Origin of the sequence: Brevibacillus sp. IT-7CA2 (assembly GCF_949767855.1) — a bacterium.
Taxonomy (GTDB): Bacteria; Bacillota; Bacilli; order Brevibacillales; family Brevibacillaceae; genus Brevibacillus.
The window spans coordinates 145,714-163,265 of the sequence record NZ_CATKQT010000002.1 but is presented as its reverse complement, the minus strand read 5'-3'; the positions used below and the strand labels follow the sequence as shown (position 1 = coordinate 163,265).

Annotated in this window: 20 protein-coding genes; 7 read left to right on the top strand and 13 right to left on the bottom strand. The window is 46.2% G+C overall.

The annotated features are described in order from the left end of the window. Positions 1-37: 37 nt before the first annotated feature. The 13 genes from ACM6JA_RS01710 to ACM6JA_RS01650 all read right to left on the bottom strand — a co-directional run bounded on the left by ACM6JA_RS01710 (position 38) and on the right by ACM6JA_RS01650 (position 9,584). A complete protein-coding gene (locus tag ACM6JA_RS01710; protein ID WP_414850892.1) occupies positions 38-1,183 on the bottom strand; it encodes a GerAB/ArcD/ProY family transporter in 1,146 nt (381 codons plus the stop codon). Further along, positions 1,167-1,442, bottom strand: a complete 276-nt coding sequence (locus tag ACM6JA_RS01705) for a hypothetical protein (RefSeq protein ID WP_414850891.1) — start codon at positions 1,440-1,442, stop codon at positions 1,167-1,169. The genes ACM6JA_RS01710 and ACM6JA_RS01705 overlap by 17 nt, the downstream gene beginning before the upstream one ends. Before the next feature lie 25 nt (positions 1,443-1,467). Further along, entirely contained in the window at positions 1,468-2,670 is a 1,203-nt protein-coding gene (locus ACM6JA_RS01700; RefSeq protein WP_414850890.1) for a Ger(x)C family spore germination protein, read from the bottom strand. Between the two features lie 52 nt (positions 2,671-2,722). Then, a complete protein-coding gene (locus ACM6JA_RS01695) occupies positions 2,723-4,222 on the bottom strand; it encodes a spore germination protein (RefSeq protein WP_414850889.1) in 1,500 nt (499 codons plus the stop codon). 133 nt (positions 4,223-4,355) lie between these two features. Beyond that, entirely contained in the window at positions 4,356-5,330 is a 975-nt protein-coding gene (locus ACM6JA_RS01690) for an aldo/keto reductase (RefSeq protein WP_414850888.1), read from the bottom strand. 75 nt (positions 5,331-5,405) lie between these two features. Further along, positions 5,406-6,212, bottom strand: coding sequence for a sigma-70 family RNA polymerase sigma factor (locus ACM6JA_RS01685; RefSeq protein ID WP_414850887.1), 807 nt, complete (start codon positions 6,210-6,212; stop codon positions 5,406-5,408). A 16-nt stretch (positions 6,213-6,228) separates the two neighbouring features. Then, on the bottom strand, positions 6,229-6,816 hold the full coding sequence (locus ACM6JA_RS01680) for a lytic transglycosylase domain-containing protein (protein ID WP_414850886.1): 588 nt from the start codon (positions 6,814-6,816) through the stop codon (positions 6,229-6,231). Next, the gene (locus tag ACM6JA_RS01675) at positions 6,810-7,385 is read right to left on the bottom strand and encodes a dTMP kinase (protein WP_414850885.1); all 576 of its coding nucleotides are present in this window, start codon (positions 7,383-7,385) and stop codon (positions 6,810-6,812) included. Before ACM6JA_RS01675 ends, ACM6JA_RS01680 begins: the two co-directional genes overlap by 7 nt. A 4-nt stretch (positions 7,386-7,389) precedes the next feature. Beyond that, entirely contained in the window at positions 7,390-7,809 is a 420-nt protein-coding gene (locus tag ACM6JA_RS01670) for a hypothetical protein (protein WP_414850884.1), read from the bottom strand. A 37-nt stretch (positions 7,810-7,846) separates the two neighbouring features. Then, entirely contained in the window at positions 7,847-8,401 is a 555-nt protein-coding gene (locus ACM6JA_RS01665) for a sigma-70 family RNA polymerase sigma factor (RefSeq protein WP_414850883.1), read from the bottom strand. A gap of 318 nt (positions 8,402-8,719) precedes the next feature. Then, entirely contained in the window at positions 8,720-8,887 is a 168-nt protein-coding gene (locus ACM6JA_RS01660; protein WP_414850882.1) for a hypothetical protein, read from the bottom strand. Between the two features lie 92 nt (positions 8,888-8,979). Beyond that, a complete protein-coding gene (locus ACM6JA_RS01655) occupies positions 8,980-9,240 on the bottom strand; it encodes a hypothetical protein (protein ID WP_414850881.1) in 261 nt (86 codons plus the stop codon). 89 nt (positions 9,241-9,329) lie between these two features. After that, entirely contained in the window at positions 9,330-9,584 is a 255-nt protein-coding gene (locus tag ACM6JA_RS01650) for a hypothetical protein (RefSeq protein WP_414850880.1), read from the bottom strand. 73 nt (positions 9,585-9,657) lie between these two features. On the opposite strand from ACM6JA_RS01650, the gene ACM6JA_RS01645 reads away from it, so the two are divergent. The 7 genes from ACM6JA_RS01645 to ACM6JA_RS01615 all read left to right on the top strand — a co-directional run bounded on the left by ACM6JA_RS01645 (position 9,658) and on the right by ACM6JA_RS01615 (position 17,550). Continuing rightward, a complete protein-coding gene (locus ACM6JA_RS01645) occupies positions 9,658-10,149 on the top strand; it encodes a hypothetical protein (protein ID WP_414850879.1) in 492 nt (163 codons plus the stop codon). Between the two features lie 104 nt (positions 10,150-10,253). Continuing rightward, positions 10,254-11,105, top strand: coding sequence for a hypothetical protein (locus ACM6JA_RS01640; protein WP_414850878.1), 852 nt, complete (start codon positions 10,254-10,256; stop codon positions 11,103-11,105). Positions 11,106-11,272: 167 nt separating this feature from the next. Continuing rightward, complete coding sequence (locus ACM6JA_RS01635; RefSeq protein ID WP_414850877.1) at positions 11,273-11,677, top strand: hypothetical protein; 405 nt, start codon at positions 11,273-11,275, stop codon at positions 11,675-11,677. 35 nt (positions 11,678-11,712) lie between these two features. After that, positions 11,713-12,006: a hypothetical protein gene (locus tag ACM6JA_RS01630; protein ID WP_007717432.1), complete on the top strand. Its 294-nt coding sequence runs from the start codon at positions 11,713-11,715 to the stop codon at positions 12,004-12,006. A gap of 59 nt (positions 12,007-12,065) precedes the next feature. Further along, positions 12,066-15,461 (top strand): hypothetical protein, encoded by a 3,396-nt coding sequence (locus tag ACM6JA_RS01625; protein WP_414850876.1) that lies wholly within the window; start codon positions 12,066-12,068, stop codon positions 15,459-15,461. A gap of 12 nt (positions 15,462-15,473) precedes the next feature. After that, the gene (locus ACM6JA_RS01620) at positions 15,474-16,085 is read left to right on the top strand and encodes an S-layer homology domain-containing protein (protein WP_414850875.1); all 612 of its coding nucleotides are present in this window, start codon (positions 15,474-15,476) and stop codon (positions 16,083-16,085) included. A 49-nt stretch (positions 16,086-16,134) separates the two neighbouring features. Next, positions 16,135-17,550 (top strand): hypothetical protein, encoded by a 1,416-nt coding sequence (locus tag ACM6JA_RS01615; RefSeq protein ID WP_414850874.1) that lies wholly within the window; start codon positions 16,135-16,137, stop codon positions 17,548-17,550. Positions 17,551-17,552: the final 2 nt, after the last annotated feature.

The window sequence follows — 17,552 nt, the reverse complement described above, 5'->3', positions numbered from 1 at the left end:
CGCGTAAACACAAAAAACCAGTCTGCAGCTCACAATGCTAGCAGACTGGTTTTTTTCTTAGAGCCCCCACACTCAGTAAGAGAACGGGCAAGAACAAACCATACGTCAAGGAATAAGGCATCCAAATGTCCGAAACGAAAGAGTCGAAATACGGGCGGTTAGGCATCGTCGACAATGCCACTACAATCATGATCATCCCCAGTGGAAGTGTCAAATGGCGGTAATCCCGCAGCCCCAGTGTATATGCGATTCCAATGTTCGTCGCATAATAGCAAATAGTAATTTTGACAAAGAGCGTGATAAACCAGATCACGGCCATCAACACTTCTATTCGCTCAAAAAAATTGCCGATACTGATTTTTTGTGCAAGTGTGTAGCTTGGGTAAGTGAGCAGTACGGTAATATCGGCACCTAAAACCAAGATTGCCACAGCGGTAATCATCGCCAGGAAGAAATTAACCAAAAGGATGCCCAAGATATAAGCTTTGGCCGCACGCGCTGGCCTTTTTACCAAGGGAAACAGCACGATCAGAATGACCGTTTCCAGCAAATAACCGACGTACCTGAAGTTCCCCCCAAAAACAGGAGCGATACCATGTGCAAGCACGGGTTTCGCATTTTCTATTTTGATTTGGGGGGAGATAAATGCGATCAAGACAAAAGACAGCAATAGAAAGTATGGAAACAACAGCTCGCTCACTCGAGAAAAGACTTCTGCTCCACTGCGGACCCCCATGACGATAATCACCAGAAAAAGGACAAGAATAATTTCAATGGGGGTCTCCTGCATAATCTGCGTCGTAACAAAATCGCCAATCTCCATCAGCATGAGCGAAGCGTCGATAAAGAAATAGGAGATGAACAGAACAGCCACCGCTTTCCCCATCCACTTTCCCAATATATCCTCGCTGTACTGAAAGATCGACTTGTTTGGATACCGCATACTCAATAAAACATACAGATAGGTCAAAAGAAAGCCTTCTCCCCACCCAATGAGGGCAGAGATCCAGGCATCTTGTTTGGCAGCGGTAGCAGTAAGGGATGGTACATACAAAATTGCATCCCCAATCCCAAAAAGCGCCACGAGTATCATGAATTGCCTTGCGCTAATATGACCGTTGTCTATCAATTCCTCTCGCTCCCTCGCCTCGCTGCTGGCTACTGCTTCATTCCACAATTCCAAAAATGAAGTCGCTGAATGGTTTATAGACAAATGTGATCCAGTCCAACGGGTTCGGAATATTCGCCTCAAGCGATTCAGCTATGCCAAGTCCCGTCGCAACTACAAGCAAAATGAAGAAAACCAGCATTTCCCTGTTCATCGCGTTCTTTCTCAAATAAGGTACCTCAAAGAGGGCAATGAGTAGGCTGATCAGCAAAATCATCATAATGGTCCACATGCTGTGCAGTGCACCTACTTTTTGCAGGATTACCTTTACCATTTCCATGGATGGAAAAAGTTATGCTCTACTCCTTTTTCATGAAAGGAATAAACGAATTGCCCACTTTTCCTGTCCGCCTAAGCTTCACGTCTGTTTTGATTTTCACTTTCAGATTGGAGAATTGGGAATCCCAATCCTCTTTCACCTTTTCCCACCCTTTGGGGTCATTTTGGTAGATCGACTGCCCAAATCCAAAAACATCTGATCGGTATTGCTTTTGCGCTATATGGATGGCGCTTACGATTTTCTCTCTGATCCTCTTTTCCACATCCTCCTCCAATTTGTATATGGTTTGGGGATTGGACAAATCTTTCGGACACGCCACCTCGCCTACATTCCCTTCTGCCGAAACACTGACTTCTATTTGCGGCTTGCCATTCTTCACCTTCCCGTTGACCGTTGTTTTGCTCCGAATGATCTCCATGACGATTTTATGTTTTTTGTCACAAGGAATTTCTTCTACTGTACTGTCCACTCTGTCTGTGATATAGCTGAATCCGATGCTTTCCTCTTCGTTCAACCAACCCAGCAGCTTATCTTTTTTGAAGACCCCAATGTCTTGATACTTCAACAGATTGGGCTGGCTATTTTTTGGGGAACTCATATCGGATGTACCCGTATGTACCTTGCCTTTCAGCGTAGCACCTACCAGAACCGGCTCTACACCTTCCCGGAGCAAATCAGCAATAACTTCATCCAATTGCATGGAGACAATCGATCCCCAGGACTTTTCTGATGTTTCCAAGCTTTTATAGAGCTTCGTCGCAGGGATTTTTTCCAACGGGTCGATCATGCTGAGGATTTGAAGCGCTGTTGTATCCTTCGCCAGAATGACATAAAAATCAGGTCGAACCTCATGATCGCGAAATAACAAGTCCAGCGCCTCTTTTATCCCTTCTCTTGCTACCTGCTCCCCCAAAACCAGCACCTGGATATGGGAAAAATACAGCCTTCTGGGCGTTTCCGTTGTCATTCTCCGAATTCCCTCAAAAATGCTCGATGCTCGCATGCTGTAAGTGGCAACAGCTGATTGGCTTATCTTCCCGCTCTCTTTTGATGCTACCGCTCCGGGATTGACGATTTGGGTGGAAATCACATATTGCCCGTCAATCTTGTCAATACCTGTCCCCATGACGATCGCCAAATCATTCAATTCTCTGCGGTTCCAGCAGCCTGTCAACAAAACGAGAAGAGTCAGGACCAGGAGGAACACACCTATTCGCTTCATGCCGTATCCACCTCGGCTATTAATTTCTCATCACATCGGTACGATACTTGCGCTATATTTTACTTTTTGGTTCTCTGACGCTATTTTTCTGACGCAAAAAATGGGGACGCGTATGCATCATCCAGATCGGAATCCGAAGCAGCGTATCCTTTTGATCAGACAGATTCACAGGGGCAAGCGGAGCCATATACGGGACACCAAACGAGCGCAAGGTGCACAGGTGAATGCACAAGGCGATCATCCCCACAAATATGCCGATAAAACCAAAGCTGGCGGCAAGTGCTATCAAGCCGAACCGCAACAGGCGAATCGGAATGGACATGGAAAAGGAAGGGAAGACAAAGCTGGTGATAGCCGTAATGGAAACGACGATGACGGTAGCGGGTGAAACCAGTCCTGCCTGCACGGCAGCTTCCCCCAAAACGAGTGCTCCCACGATGGAAATCGCGGACCCAACCGCCCTCGGCATGCGTACCCCTGCCTCTCGCAGCATTTCAAAAGTAAACTCCATTAACATCGCCTCGACTGCAGCAGGGAATGGCACTCCTTCACGCTGGGCAGCAATGCTCATGATCAGGTTGGTTTGCAGCATTTCCTGATGAAAGGTGGTAATGGCGACATAAAGGGATGGACCGAGCAAAGCGATAAAGAAAGAAATGAGCCGCAAAATACGCAGGATCCCAAAATCCGCACGCATGTAATAATCCTCTGGAGACTGGAAGAATTGGACAAAGACTGCTGGTACTAACAAAACAATCGGTGTACCGTCCACCAGAATGGCGACGCGCCCTTCCAACAGCCCAGCTGCCACCGAGTCTGGACGCTCCGTATTGTAAATCGTCGGAAATGGAGTAAAGGTATGATCCTGAATCATTTCTTCGATGTTTCCGCTCTCCAAAATACCGTCGATCTTAATCTTCCCCAGCCGCTCTCTCACTTCTGCTACTACGCTATCCTGCACGACTCCTTTTATATACATCATGGCGACTTTGGTTTGAGTCATCTCCCCAATCGGTACGGTCTCCAACCAAAGATTGCGATTATTGATCCGTCTGCGCACCAAAGCCGTATTGGTCCGGAGGTTTTCCGAAAACGCTTCTCTGGAACCCCGAACCACCGTTTGCACGGAAGTCTCCTGAACACCACGATCTTCCCACTGCTTCGTATTTGCGATAAAGCCGTACGAATACCCATCTACCAAAATAACGGTATCCCCCGTCAATATCGCATCATACAAATGGTCAAAGTCATAGACCTCTTCCACTCCACCGATCGTGAGCAAGAAGTCCTTCATCAACATCAACGGATCGGCTTCTACAAGGAAGTCGTTTTTATTGGCATGAAGCATGAGAGACTCCATAAAGCCGCTAATCATATTTTTGTCGACCAGACCCTCGGTGTATAAAATCCCCACCTGCATCTGATTGACAGCCTCCAGACGCACCTGACGCGTTACAAGGTCTGTGCTGTTACCCAGCTCTCGCTTCACCTTTTCCAGATTTTCGTCCAACGAGCAAAGAAAGGGCGCAGCTTGTTTTGCTGAATGGCTCATTTCAAATCACTCTTTTTCCAGTTCGGGATATGTTTACTATCCCTCATGGCTCTGGGGTCTATGCTGTATACAAAAAAGCCCCCTTAATGGAGGCTTTGGGACTGGCTATATTAATCAACAACTGTCACGGTTGTTACGGCAAACGATAGACGGCAAATGGTTCCCCGTTTCGGTACGTGTCACTCAATCGGTCCAGCTCTGCCAAGGTCGCTTCATCCAACGTCAAAGCTACACTTTGCAAATTATCCGTAAGCTGCTCTACACTGGTCGCGCCCACGATCACCGAAGAGACAGCCGGCTTGTGCATGAGCCAAGCCAAGGACAGCACACTAGAGGATACACCAACCTCCGCCGCTACCTGACTGATTTTACGTCCAAACTCCAGCTTGTCTTCACTTAGTAGCCGTACGAAACGCGGCTCCTTATCTGCCCGTGAACCAGCCGGAGTCTGTTCTGCGGAGGTATATTTGCCTGTTAAAATTCCGCCAGCAAGCGGGAAGTACGGAATGATCCCCACCCCTTGATCCAGACATAGCGGTACGAGTTCACGCTCCGGTGTCCGATCTGCCAGCGAGTAGCTGACCTGCGTCGATACGTAACGATTCAACCCTTCCCGCTGACTGATGCCAATTGCCTTCATCAATTCCCAAGCCGCATAGTTGGAAGCCCCGATGTAACGCACCTTCCCGGATCGAACCATGTCATCTAGTGCGCGGAGTGTTTCTTCTAAAGGCGTCTCTGGATCAAACGTATGAATTTGATATAAGTCCACATAATCGGTGCGCAAACGCTTCAAGCTGTTCTCCAGCTCCAGCATCAGGTGGTAACGCGATGAGCCTCTCTGATTCGGTCCTTCGCCTTTTACCAAACCAGCCTTCGTCGCCAAAACGACTTCGTGCCGCTTCCCTGAAAGCGCCAGCCCGATGATTCGCTCCGATTCTGTTTGCGTGTAAATATTTGCCGTATCAATAAAGGTAATCCCGTTTTCGATTGCGGTATGAATGATGCTTACTGACGTTTGCTTATCCGCACGCCCTCCGAATGAGTTCGTGCCTAATCCCAATGCTGATACCTTCAATCCACTGCCACCAAGTCGGTAGTATTTCATATTGTGATCGACCTCTTTTCCTAATAGGAGTGCTCTTCCATTATCTCCTATTTGGGTGGGGATTGAAAAATAAGATTAGGAAAGTTTATATTTCGAAATATTCTGAATTTTTTTCATGGTTCTTGATACACACATTTGGGATACATTTAAAAAATCTGCTGTTTGCGTCTGATTGTAGCCTGCCATCCTTAGTTGCAGGACTTGCCACTCTTTTGATGAGATTTGATTTTGCAGTTGCGCAAGCAAAGCAGAAACATATAGCTTGTCCAGCACGTACTCTTCCACGTCTCGTCCATCGTCCTTCAAGACATCCATAACGGTGGCAGCTTCATTGCTCGAAGCGGATGCCTTCAAGTATGGCTCCTGTAAATACTTCACAGGTCTCCCGACATCTAGCGCTTTTTTGATCTGTTCCTCATTTTCACCCAACAGTACCGATAACTCTTCTATTGTAGGGAGATATCCCAGGTCTGCTTCTATTTTACTGATGTGTTGGAGAATCGTTGTTGCCGTTCTAGTCGGCCGTACAATATTTCCGCTGTCTCGCAAAAAGCAGTTGATCTCCCTCACAATCGTTATGACTGCAAAGGACGAAAACTTCACGCCTCTTGCTATATCAAAGGCTTTGATAGCCTTGATGATTCCCATTCTTCCCAATTGCAAGATATCCGCTTTTTCCAAGCAATATTGCCTCACTAATGTCTCTGGCTTTCCGATATATTTGTGCACAGAATGCCAAATGAGATCTTCATTTGCGAGTATCACTTCACCAAGATACTCACTATCTTCCTTGCAGCGGCGAATATTCTCCATGTTATACAAGGAGTATTGTTCTTTATTCTTGCCAACTCTCTGTTTTACGAACATGGCATGCTCACTCATAATACCTCCTCCCAGCCTATCTTTCTGATTCTCTTAATAAGCCGTTCATTTTTTTGTAATGGGTCATGACTTTTGTATAGTAGCCATCGTGATAACGATTTCGGTCAACATTTCCCTCACCTTGGTTATAGGCGATGATACTTAAACGAAGGTTTCCATATTTCTTTTGCAAGAGCTCCAAATACTTGATACCTGCTTGTAGATTGATCACGGGATCAAACAGGTCATCAGGATGAACTCCCAGCCAGCTTCCTGTGCGCGGCATGATTTGTAATAATCCTCTAGCGCCCTTGCCAGAAATCGCGTCGTGCTGAAAACGGCTTTCCTGCCAGATCATTGCCATGATCAATACCGGATCTATTTCGTATTGCTCGGATAATACAAAAATTGTTTCTGTATAAAGCTCGACTGTAGCTTTATCAAGTCTCGGCGCAACCTGTGTGATTACGTTTGCAAGTTCCTTTTTTCTATGCAACTGCCTATCTGTGTCCCTGGCCAGTTTCATCACAGGATGAATATCCGACAGCCCCTTTTCTACGGCTGGCAGTACAGCATTTGCGGGAATGAACACTGCGGCAACAATGCCGATTAGTTTTGTTAGCACGTAACTCGCTTTTTCAGATGTAGCTGATGGACTGCTTGCAGAATGTTTTTCTGCATTCTCTCCACCCCTATTGCTGTATCGAGTGTACGTACCGATCGGCGTGAAGCGTGGGCAAGGGAAAGATAGGCATCCTGCACCTTTAGCAGCATGGCATTATTCGCATCTACTTCGGTCCGTAGAAAAAAGGTTGCATCGGGTCGCTTCGTCAAATCACTCATGGTGGCATACCAGGAAAGAGGAGTATCCTTTATATAGAAGTAGTAATAATTGGACAGTTCGTAATGATCAATGATGATAAAATCAACGTTTTCCTTCGAAATCCTCGCCATTTCTCGCTGATAGTCCAGAAAATCTGCTTCAAAAAGCTTTCCTACCGCTTTCTCATCTAGCTCAATTTCGCAGCGAAGCCACATACCAATGACCGCTCCGATTGGGGTATCTAAACGTGGAAACGATACTCTCCGCACTTTATATCCGAGGCATCTCAAATTTTCTTCCAGCAACGCCGCTTGGGCTTCCTTCGCATTGGCGTCAATTCCTTCGAAAGCGACAATCGTGGGCTGTCTCATGGCACTACATCGTCTCCTCATTTGTCGAGATTTCCTCTGCTGCTTCACGAAGCTGTTTCTCTGCTTCAAGCTCAGCAGCCTGAGTAGCCAAATGATCTGCTAGCATTTGCTCGAATTCTTCCTTTGTAATCTCATAAATCTCGGAATGGAGTCGGTTCACCGTGTATCCCATACCGTCGGTCAGTAAAAAGTTAGTGTAGGTCAACGGCTCCTCACGAAACTCCTGCTTTTCGTAATCGAAGGCAATGACTGCTTTTTCAATGCCCGCTATGCAACCGCCGAACCAAATATTTACCTCTTCTTCTCCACCTTCAGCTGTAGGTGTTGTATGCATATTGGTCGGAACATGTACATATTTTCCAATGACCTGATGAGAGAGCTCCTCGGTCAATTCCTCATTCATCTTTTTCAACAAAACTGCCATGCTGGATCATTCCTTTTCATCGATTATTTGTGTATGTCTACAACTCACCGTACCGCTTCAAAATCGCCTTGATGATTTGACACACTCTTTCCTTGCTGATATTGAATCTCTGACCAATTTCCTCATGGTAATAGCCTTCACTTCTCATTTGGAGAATTAGCTTGTCTCGCGTGGACAGCTTCATATACTCCATGATGTCGATCATCATCTCTACTTCCTCATATCGAAACTCCTCACTCGGAGCAGCAATACGACTGATCATCGTTTCCTCTTCATTCTCATCTCCACCAGAGACAAGAACTGCATTACTGTTTGTCAGGTTTTTTTGCGTGCCGGCTTTCCGCAAGCAGTCGCGAATTTTATTCGTAATCACATGATCGACAAAGGTAGTCACTCTGGCTTTTTCCTGGTCGTAATCCTTCATCGTGCGATACACCTTTAAGAGAACCTCCTGAACGACATCATCATGGGTCATTCCAGCAAACGTCATCCCGGTCAGCTTGGCTTCACAGTTTTCTTTTGCCTTCTGCAAAAAATCATCGACTTTCCCTGCGAAAAATAACTCGTCCATTTGGTGAAGTTGATCTGTCATGTCCTTCATCCCCTCCTCATGCTCCTATTCACAGTTGCTCTATCACACTAGGTAATTGGAGGAGGGTTTTAGCAACCAGTTTTCAAAATTTTTTTCGGACAAGTTTGCAAGGTACCAGCCGTGAATATTTTTCCATTCAAAATCTTCCATGAAGCACACTGACGCTTGATGTACCAGTGGCAATCGCGGCAAATGTCATGAACCACACAACGACAAGTCATGGGCACAACATCCTGTTCCTTTGCTGACATCACGATGTCATTGACTGTCATTTTCTTTTGGCAGGCATTTTCATAATCACATCCCTGACAGGCCATGCTACCCACCGATCCTGACGATCCCGATTCCTTTTAGGGACTGAGGATTCACTTGAACATGCTCGCGAAAGAACTCTTCCAAAACGGCTATGGGGGTATCTTGGGTCGACGTATATTTCATGACCTGCACCTGCTCTCCATCTGCCGAAAAACTAATCTGATATAACATGGTTTCTCCCCTCCTTTTGCCTCTTGTCGAATCTATACGAAGCGATTTGAGGTGAATTAAGCGGATTTTGAAAATAAAAAAAAACCAGCCGTTTATTCCAGCTGGTTCTCTACGTATAACTCCTCTATCATTTCCTCTGTTATTTTCATCTTCCCAAATTCCTGACAAACTTTTTGAAATCCAAGCAGCAAGGAATCATTCTCTGAGAAAACCTCGTTCAGATCCATTCCCACCATGCCAAGCGCATCACTGAGCTCCTCCCAGCCTTCGCGATCGATGTCCTCTCCTAGTAGAAATTCAGCTAATGCGGCAATAATTACGACATACAATACGGCTTTTTTGGAATCTCTCATTTTTATCCCCTCACTTTTTTCGTTTGAGATAGGATAGACCGTTTTGAATGAGTTTTCTCCCTACAAAAAGAAAAAGCCCTCTACGGGGCTTACTTTACATCTGAGATGATTTTTTGAATCAAACTTTCATCAATCAAATGGCTGGCTACTGTCAATGCCTTTGCCATTCGTTCCTTATCTCCATCAAAAACCTCGTGAATAATGTGACGCACACTTTCTTCATTTAGCATGAAGCTCTTGCCCATCGCCATAATCCCAACAACGGCTTCATGATCTTCGAGCGCCTTCGCAGAAACTTTTTCCTTCGTTTGTTGAATGATGATTTGTATCTTATCACTTCGCAATGTTATGACCTCCTGGCTTATTTACGACCGAATATGTATTCCAAGGGAGACATCTTCCTCATCTGTCTAACCTATGAACGTAGAAGGAGCACATTTTGTTCCAAAAATTCTCAGCAAAGGGGGTGAATCATTCGTGGTTGTCGACCTCTATCATCATCTCTATGAATTACTGTCTACGGATAATCAGTTGCTCGCATTACTCGGAATTGCCCCAGAGGACAAGGACTCCCTATCCAAGCAGATTATCAAGCGAAGAAAGCTCGCTCAGCTATCTGATGTTACGAAGCCTCTCCTTTCCTTCTACGCAACTTCCGGAAAGCGCGACACCGATAATCCCCTCCTTCTCACCAGCTTCTTCCGATTGGATGTGATCACGCCCGATGATGTCGAGCTGGCGCATCAAATCGCGAACCATCTTTTCCATCTCTTAGACGGCAAAAGCTTATCGATGAATGGAATAGAAGGATTGGACACGTATGTTGTCTCCCAGCAGGAATCCGATACCGGCCATTCCTCTGCGTACTGCTTCACACTGATCACGAAGTTTACTTTGCAAGTTTGTTAGACATTTCAAAACCCCGTCTATCCTATGACAAGCTGATCGCGATTCCCTTTCCACACGATTCAGCAACAGCACCCAAATCCCCTATCTAGAAGGAGTGACTTTCATTGTCTAAAAAAATGATTATCAAAGGTGTCGGTCAATTTCTTGCCAAACGCGCTTCCAAGGATGGTAACGGCGTCGAAGTCATTACGCTTGGTAATATGCAGGACCTGAAAATTGATATGAATGTTGAAATGGAGGATATCTTTGGCGGCGATGGACTCTTCGCCATTGACACTCTCGTCAAATCCAAAAGCATTGAGATTACCGCAACGGATGCCAAATTTGATCTTGCCGCGCTTGAGCTCATGATGGGCTCCAAGCTGCAAGAGCAAAAGAGCGACTATGTGTATGTGCTGGGTGAGCAAAAAGCAGTCACTACTGGCAGCCTGAATCGCACAGCATCCACTGGCGACGCTGGTGTGTGTGAAGTCGACTTTGGCGGTACCCTCTTCAACGGTGGCGGATTTGCTGTTCGTCTAAAAAATAGCAATCGCCTTTTGAAACAAGTGAAGTTGAGCACGTCTGCTGCACCACAAGCTGATGAGTTCATGGTGGATACTTTCAATGACGGCAGCGATATCAAAACTCGTTTGATCTTCTCTCCTGCCCTGCTCAATGAAGATGTGGTCTTCAACTATCAGCGAACCGAAACCGTAGACGTGGTCGACATTTTGATGGATGAAGTGCCATTCCCGGTTCATGTCGTCCATCACGGCTCTTTCCTGCAAAAAGACGGAACCTATGCAGGCATTGAAACAGAGCTGTTCTCCTGCATGGCAAAAGGCAGCTTCTCAATTGATGCGGCACGCTCTACAGCCAGCACTTCCGCTATTTCCTTGTCCGTTATTGATCCGGAGCGAGCAGATGGCAAGCTAGGCAGTGTGAAACGCTACGTATCGACCAAAAAAGTATAAATCTTTCGAGGTTAATCAGGCTGAGTGGAGAGCTCCATGCTCTTCGCTCTTGCCTTGCTTTTTTCAAAGGGAATAACTTACAACGAATCATAGCGAACGACAACTCGTTCAGCAAGTAGATATATTTAACAAATACATTCTAGCATTATTCAAGGAGGGATTCTTCTGTGCTAAACCACCAAGAAGATCTGGAAAGAAAACACGCAGAGATGATGAACCAAGAAGCTATAGAGCGTATCAAAAAACAGCAGGAAGCTGATCTGGTAGAAGCTATTTTCTTTGAAGATGACAGTGAAATCATGCTGCGTGACGGCAAAACCTACCGGATTCCGCCTGTGACCTTAAAAGACGCCCGTATCCTGATGAAAAAGCTGGGAACCGTCCATATTGACGCGATTATCCTTAATTTTCTCCCCTACGAAAACAAGGAAGAAGATTTATTCGATATTTTGCTTCTGGGCTTTCGCAACTACCCTACGGTTACTCGCGAGTACTTGGATGAACATTGTGATTTGGAGACGGCCAAAAAGCTTATTAACATTCTCATTGGTCTAAACGGCTTAAAAAAGTAGAGAGTGGCGAGGGTGACAGTTCCACCATTCGCGATATGGAATCTGGTGAGCCACTTGATTGGGGCGATCTATTTTTTCATCTCCATAAGGACTGTGGTTTGAAGAAATGGGATATTTGGGAGTACACCCTTCCCCAAGTAGCAGAGTTAATGAAGAGAGTGAACAAATACATTCAATTTGAGGTAGAGACACGCATGGGTTTTCCTTTCTTGAGAAGAAAAGGAACGAATTCTGTCGACAGCTCTCCCCATGCATCTAGCTCGCAAGACTATCAGGAAATTTCCGAAGACGATATTGCCGTACTTGGCAAAGTGTTAGGTGGTCTATAACCCGTTTCTGTCTATTCTAAGACCAGAACGGGATTTTTCTTTTGAGGAAGGTGATATTCATGGAAACTCAACGTTTGACCGATGCCCTCCGCTCTATAACGAGTGCTGCACGGAGTTCTGTAGAGCAGTCGGCATCCCCATTTCGTGCCCAACAAGCTACCCCATTTTTTCAAGCTCTGCATCAACAACTGTATGAATTACGCCAGATGATACGCGACATTGAGTCAAAGCCGCTCAGTTTTTCACGTAAGTATGTCTCTCAGTCTGTTTCCCATGCTGCTCCTGCTCCCCGGCTGTCCGTAAGTACAAGAGAAGTCATTTCTCCGTTCCGCTTTGCTACTTTTCCTGATGCTCCCGTTAAAAGAACGGAAAAGTCCTACGGCACAAGAAGCACCCGCTATCCACAAGCATGGGAAGAGGCTGCCGTAGATGTGTTGCGAAACATGATGAGTAGCGGCCTTCACACGCTGATCACCTCGATGGATATCGAAAATTGGGAGTCAGCGAAATCTTTAAATCGCCTGTTAAAAAAGGCAGAGCGTAATTTTTTGTTCAAAGATACAAACATGATGGATTTGGCGCAGGCACGCGTTTCTGGACGAACGACGGATCAAAAACAAGTGGAAGAAGAGGCACTTGGTTTGCGCGAATACTTGCGAACAGGAGTCAAACAAGACCTGCGGGATATCGCGCTAACACATGCCGTCAGCCTTGAAGAAGTCACCAGAGCCTACTATACGTCTTCTCGCAAATCGAATGACCCGCATGCAACTGTAGCCGATATTCGGGAGAAAGCAGCTTTGTTACCAGAAGACCCTGTTGCTTCCCAAACCCAGATGCAAACTATCTGGCAGGTAGCATCCCTTGAAGCATTCGATCTTTTTAAAAATCAGCCTGGTAGCTTTCCCACGCTTTTGGTCCACCTGCTTCAGCGCATGAGAGAAAGCCAGAACCAATTATCGCTCGCTGTGCGCCTGTTGAAAAATGCTGCGGATCAATACGGAGGAAAAGTTGCCTACGTCAAAGCCCGGCGCAATCTTCATGAAGGTAGTGAACAACGAAGACAAGAGCGTGCTACCGCACTGCTTGGTCAATCCTCTTCTCCTTTTACACAAGAAGCGCTGGAAATCCAGTCGTGGCAATTGCAAAATCTGTCTTCCTATCAGGCTAGCCGCACTCGATTAGCACGCAACAGGCTGGAACAAAAACGAGTGCAAGAGCTGTATCCATACAATGATCGATTGTTAAAGGCATTGATTGCGGAAGAGAAAAAGCTGCTGAAACAGTTGCATCTGCTCTGGCTGAAGATGCGCGATGTAGAGCGTCAGGCACATTTGCTCACCAGTCGAATTTACTTGACCCAGCGGGCATTCGGTGGTTTGCAGAACACGATTACCACCTTGATTCCTGCCGTCTCCTCGCTGGACGAGAGACTGCGTGCTCTCTCTGATACGTCTGTTGCTACTGATGAGCAAATCAAGAACATGACCAGTGACTTAGAAGAGCAAGAGAAACAACTCCAGAAAACACGGGAAGCCTTGAAGGAATTGACAGAAGCACTGTCCACGGCTGTACCCAAATCTCCGCCTGCCGGAGCGGGTTCTCAAGCCGCTCCCTCGGCTGCAGCCGCAAGCAGTTCATCCTCTACCGCAAGCAGGCTGGCCCCTGTTGCTGCTCTCCTTTTTGACGAATTATCTGGCGAGTTCAAGACGAAGATACGGGACAAGATGTTTAAAGGCAAGAAGAAGGAGGATAAGAAAGAAACTGACTCTGACTCTGACTCCGATTCTGACTCTGACTCTGACTCTGACTCTGATTCTGCATCTAAATCTGAAGCTAAAACCGAACCTGAATCCGATTCTGCATCTAAACCTAAATCCGAATCTAAATCTAATCCTAAATCTGCCAAAAAAACGAGCGATACGGATGAGTCAGACTCCACTCCGAAAGCTCCATCCAAAACAGGCAAAGCTGCTTCACCATCTGTCGATGATGCAGCCAAAAGTGTACCAGGATGGCGAAAAGGATTAAAAAATGCTGGGAAATTCCTCAAAGGCGCAGGTGCCTTAGGTGTTGGCTTAACGGCACTCACGTTCTTGGATACTTTTAACAAAGATTGGCTACAGCCTTTGTTTATGTCCGATACTCAGCGACAAAGCAGGGTCTTAGAAAACCAAAAAAATCTCGTGGCTGACATCATGAATATCGATAAAATGCCTCCTGTTTTAAAGGCTATGGGTTATATGTCAACAGCCTTTAATGCTGTTACAGATAGTGCGATCAACCTCATGGGTGGCACTGCTCCTTCATGGAGCGATTACTCTAAAGCCTTGCAAGCTGGTGATAAATACGACGGTGCTAGGCTCAATGAAGAGTTAAATAAAGCGCTTCAGCTAGACGAGAAGGAAGCTGACCTTGAATTCGAAAAAACGAAATCCGATAAGAAAAAACTGGAGGAGAAAGACAAGAACTCTAAGCTTATCGATATCGATGGCAGCGGCTCCAAGCTGGACAATACCCCAATTACTTCATGGAAAGAGGTCAAAACACTCGACCTTGGCAAGGAAGTAGTTGGTTACCATCTGGAAAAGCTCGACTATAATGACAGAAATCTTACAGCCAAATACGAACTAGAAAAGAGCAAACTTTTGTCCGAGGGCAAAACAGAAGATTCCCAAGAAATGCTAGACTTATTTACAAGGTACCAAGATGGTAGAAGAGCAAATAACAGAACAGCCCGGCTTTTTCTGGAAGGCCTCATAAAGAATATTCCTGACAAAAGCGACGCCAAACTAGTAGGACAATCTATACTTGCGGGCTTAGACGCTTCTTATGAACAAATTAACCTCGATAAAATCAACCATACCGCCGGCACCAAAATTGATTCCGTGACGGACAAGCTAAGCTCTGACCTGGCAAATAAAGAGCATCAGCATTACATCAACAGAAGCGAAGCAATCTTAGCTGGTCACAGCGCAAATTCTGAAATAGTAAAGAAGCTAGATGAAGAATATTTACGCAGTACCATTGAGAGTTTTGATGCGGCTACTTCTGACATGGATCGGCTTTTGGCTGAGAACCAAAACAACGAGAAATTCAAGAAAGACATCGAGAACATTAAAAGAAGCCTCGAAAAAGCCAAGTACGACAATCTCGTATCTCTGCATATGTCCAAGCAGCCTACCAAAGGAACCTTCAACATGCCCGACGGCTTGCAGCCACTGACCTACTGGGGCATGCAAACGGCCAATGGAACACATAGCACCTACGACCTTACCTATGGCGGCGGCAGCAATGTGAACATTACGATCGACAAAATGAGCGGAACGGAAGCTGACCTACAGCGCATCGGCTCGACCGTCAGCGAAGCCGTTCGCAGTACACAAGCAAGCCTTTCCACCGAATTAAGCCAACAAGTCCGCTCCGGCATCGCCACGAGCTACACGAGATTGTAAGGAGGTACAACGATGACCCAACAATACGCCTTTGGCACTGCTAATCAGCGCTACAAAAAAAAGCTGTTCGTCGATACAGGCTTCGAGTTCATGGAAGTAAACGCCCGTCTCATCGAGCCCTATTCTCCACCAAGTCCCCAGCCTTCCTTGCGCGAAATTAAAATCATTAACGCTCCCTCGCACATCCACCACTCCGGCTTTAGCAGCTACCAGTGTTCATTGACCTTGCTTTTTCCAGACAAGGAATCGTACAACGATTACTTGAGCTACGCAGGCTGGACCCACAAATTTTACGATGAAAAGGGAAGCATTTTCCTTGGAAGCGCAGAATCCATTACCCCCCATGTGCTTGAGGCAGGACGGCGCTACAGCGTAACTGTCGATCTGATCCTCATCAAAAAAGACTCGATCGAACGCGAATCACGTTTCCAGTTTCAAGATATTGAAGGGCATTGGGCGCAGAAAAACATCGAGGAAATGGCCAATCTTGGGCTGATCACGGTCATTACTCGTGACGGAAAGCCCGTCATTTACTTCCGCCCCAATGATTTTGTGACACGCGCCGAATTTATTGCCTTTTTGAATCGGACAAGGCGACTGGTAGAACGGATGATCCGGGAATAGCTGAGGCAGTTAAAACGTTTCTGTCTACTCTATATAGGAGGTGATGAAAATGATCAGCTGGGCTGATGTGAATGAAAAAGACTGGTTTTTTAACGAAGTAATGGAGGCAAGCAATTATTTGATGGCCGACGGAGAACCGTTCATTCAAGGAATCGCTTACGGCTCCTTTGAAAGCAATGCCCCTTACTTATATGAGGAACAGAAGGGCTCCACTGGGCAAAAGGTATTTACACTCACTGCCAAATTGACACCGAGTGCAGATAACCCCCTCTTTGTCTTCATTGACGGAACTCAAACCCTTTTCAAAGAAATCCGTCCAAATAAAACCGACCCGAACAAAACAGATATCGAGCTGTATTACGCCCCTTCTGCCAATTCAGTTGTTGCCTTTTCCAGCTTCGGCAAGCCTGCCTTGGACCGTTTTGGCAAACCGATTCCCCCCAATTCCTCTTCCTTTGCTTACCCGAACAAACGCCTCGATAACGGAGACACGTATTTCTACAATCCGTTCAGCCGCCAATTCAACGAGTATTTGTACGCATATGGTCGCTCCTTGAAGCGGATTGACGTGCCTGAAGAAGAATGGAAATCGACACCTGCCCAAGACCTCGCCAAAAAATATATCGGACTCAAGCAAGACGTCTACATGGTTAGTCCTGCTCCCGGAGCCACGATTTACCTTCCCTACAATCTAAACGGCGTTCAGTTGCGTTTCATCTACAACAGCTACGAAAACGGCGCTCTGTTTATGCGAGGCGGATATTTTTCGGTGAAAAGCCCTGGCGTATGGAGAAACGACCGCTTCTTTCCCAACGCCTACATCAATCGGGCAGAGGCTTTTCTTCTCATTGACCGGCTTCGGCGCTCTTTTTACCAACGCTTTACAGATTCACAACCTCCGACACAACGGCTGGATGAATCCCACACGGCATACGAAGGGCAACGTGTTTTTCGCCTGAATGGTACCTATCCTGCGGGTAAGGAGCTGCTTGCCGTCAAAGTGGATGGAAAAGTGGTGAGCAGTTCCGACTATCAAGAATTTGATGATCATACGGTACTGTTCAACATGCCGCTTGAGGCAGGTAAAAACGTTCATTTCTTCTATGTCAAAGAGACGAGCACCCGCTTTGAAGATGTCGGGCGTGAAAAATATATGTACAACAGCAACACCGGGGAAAAGATCGCATTAAACGGTGGAATGACAGGCAGCAAGCCTTCATGGTGGGCACCATCCGTCCTCTCTATGGAAGACGAGCGGTTTGGCAACGGAGATTACTTGATCGAAGGAATTGCGATCAACAATTTCGTCGATGGAGCGGCTGTCGTCAACCATATGTACGAGGTATCGTCATCCAACGCAGAAGAGAAAGAAAAATGGTTCATGCCTTACTCGCTACTCACCCGGGCACAAGCCGTCTCTTTTTTGAATCGCTTTCGAAAATGGTCCCTGGAACGGTTTAAATAGGA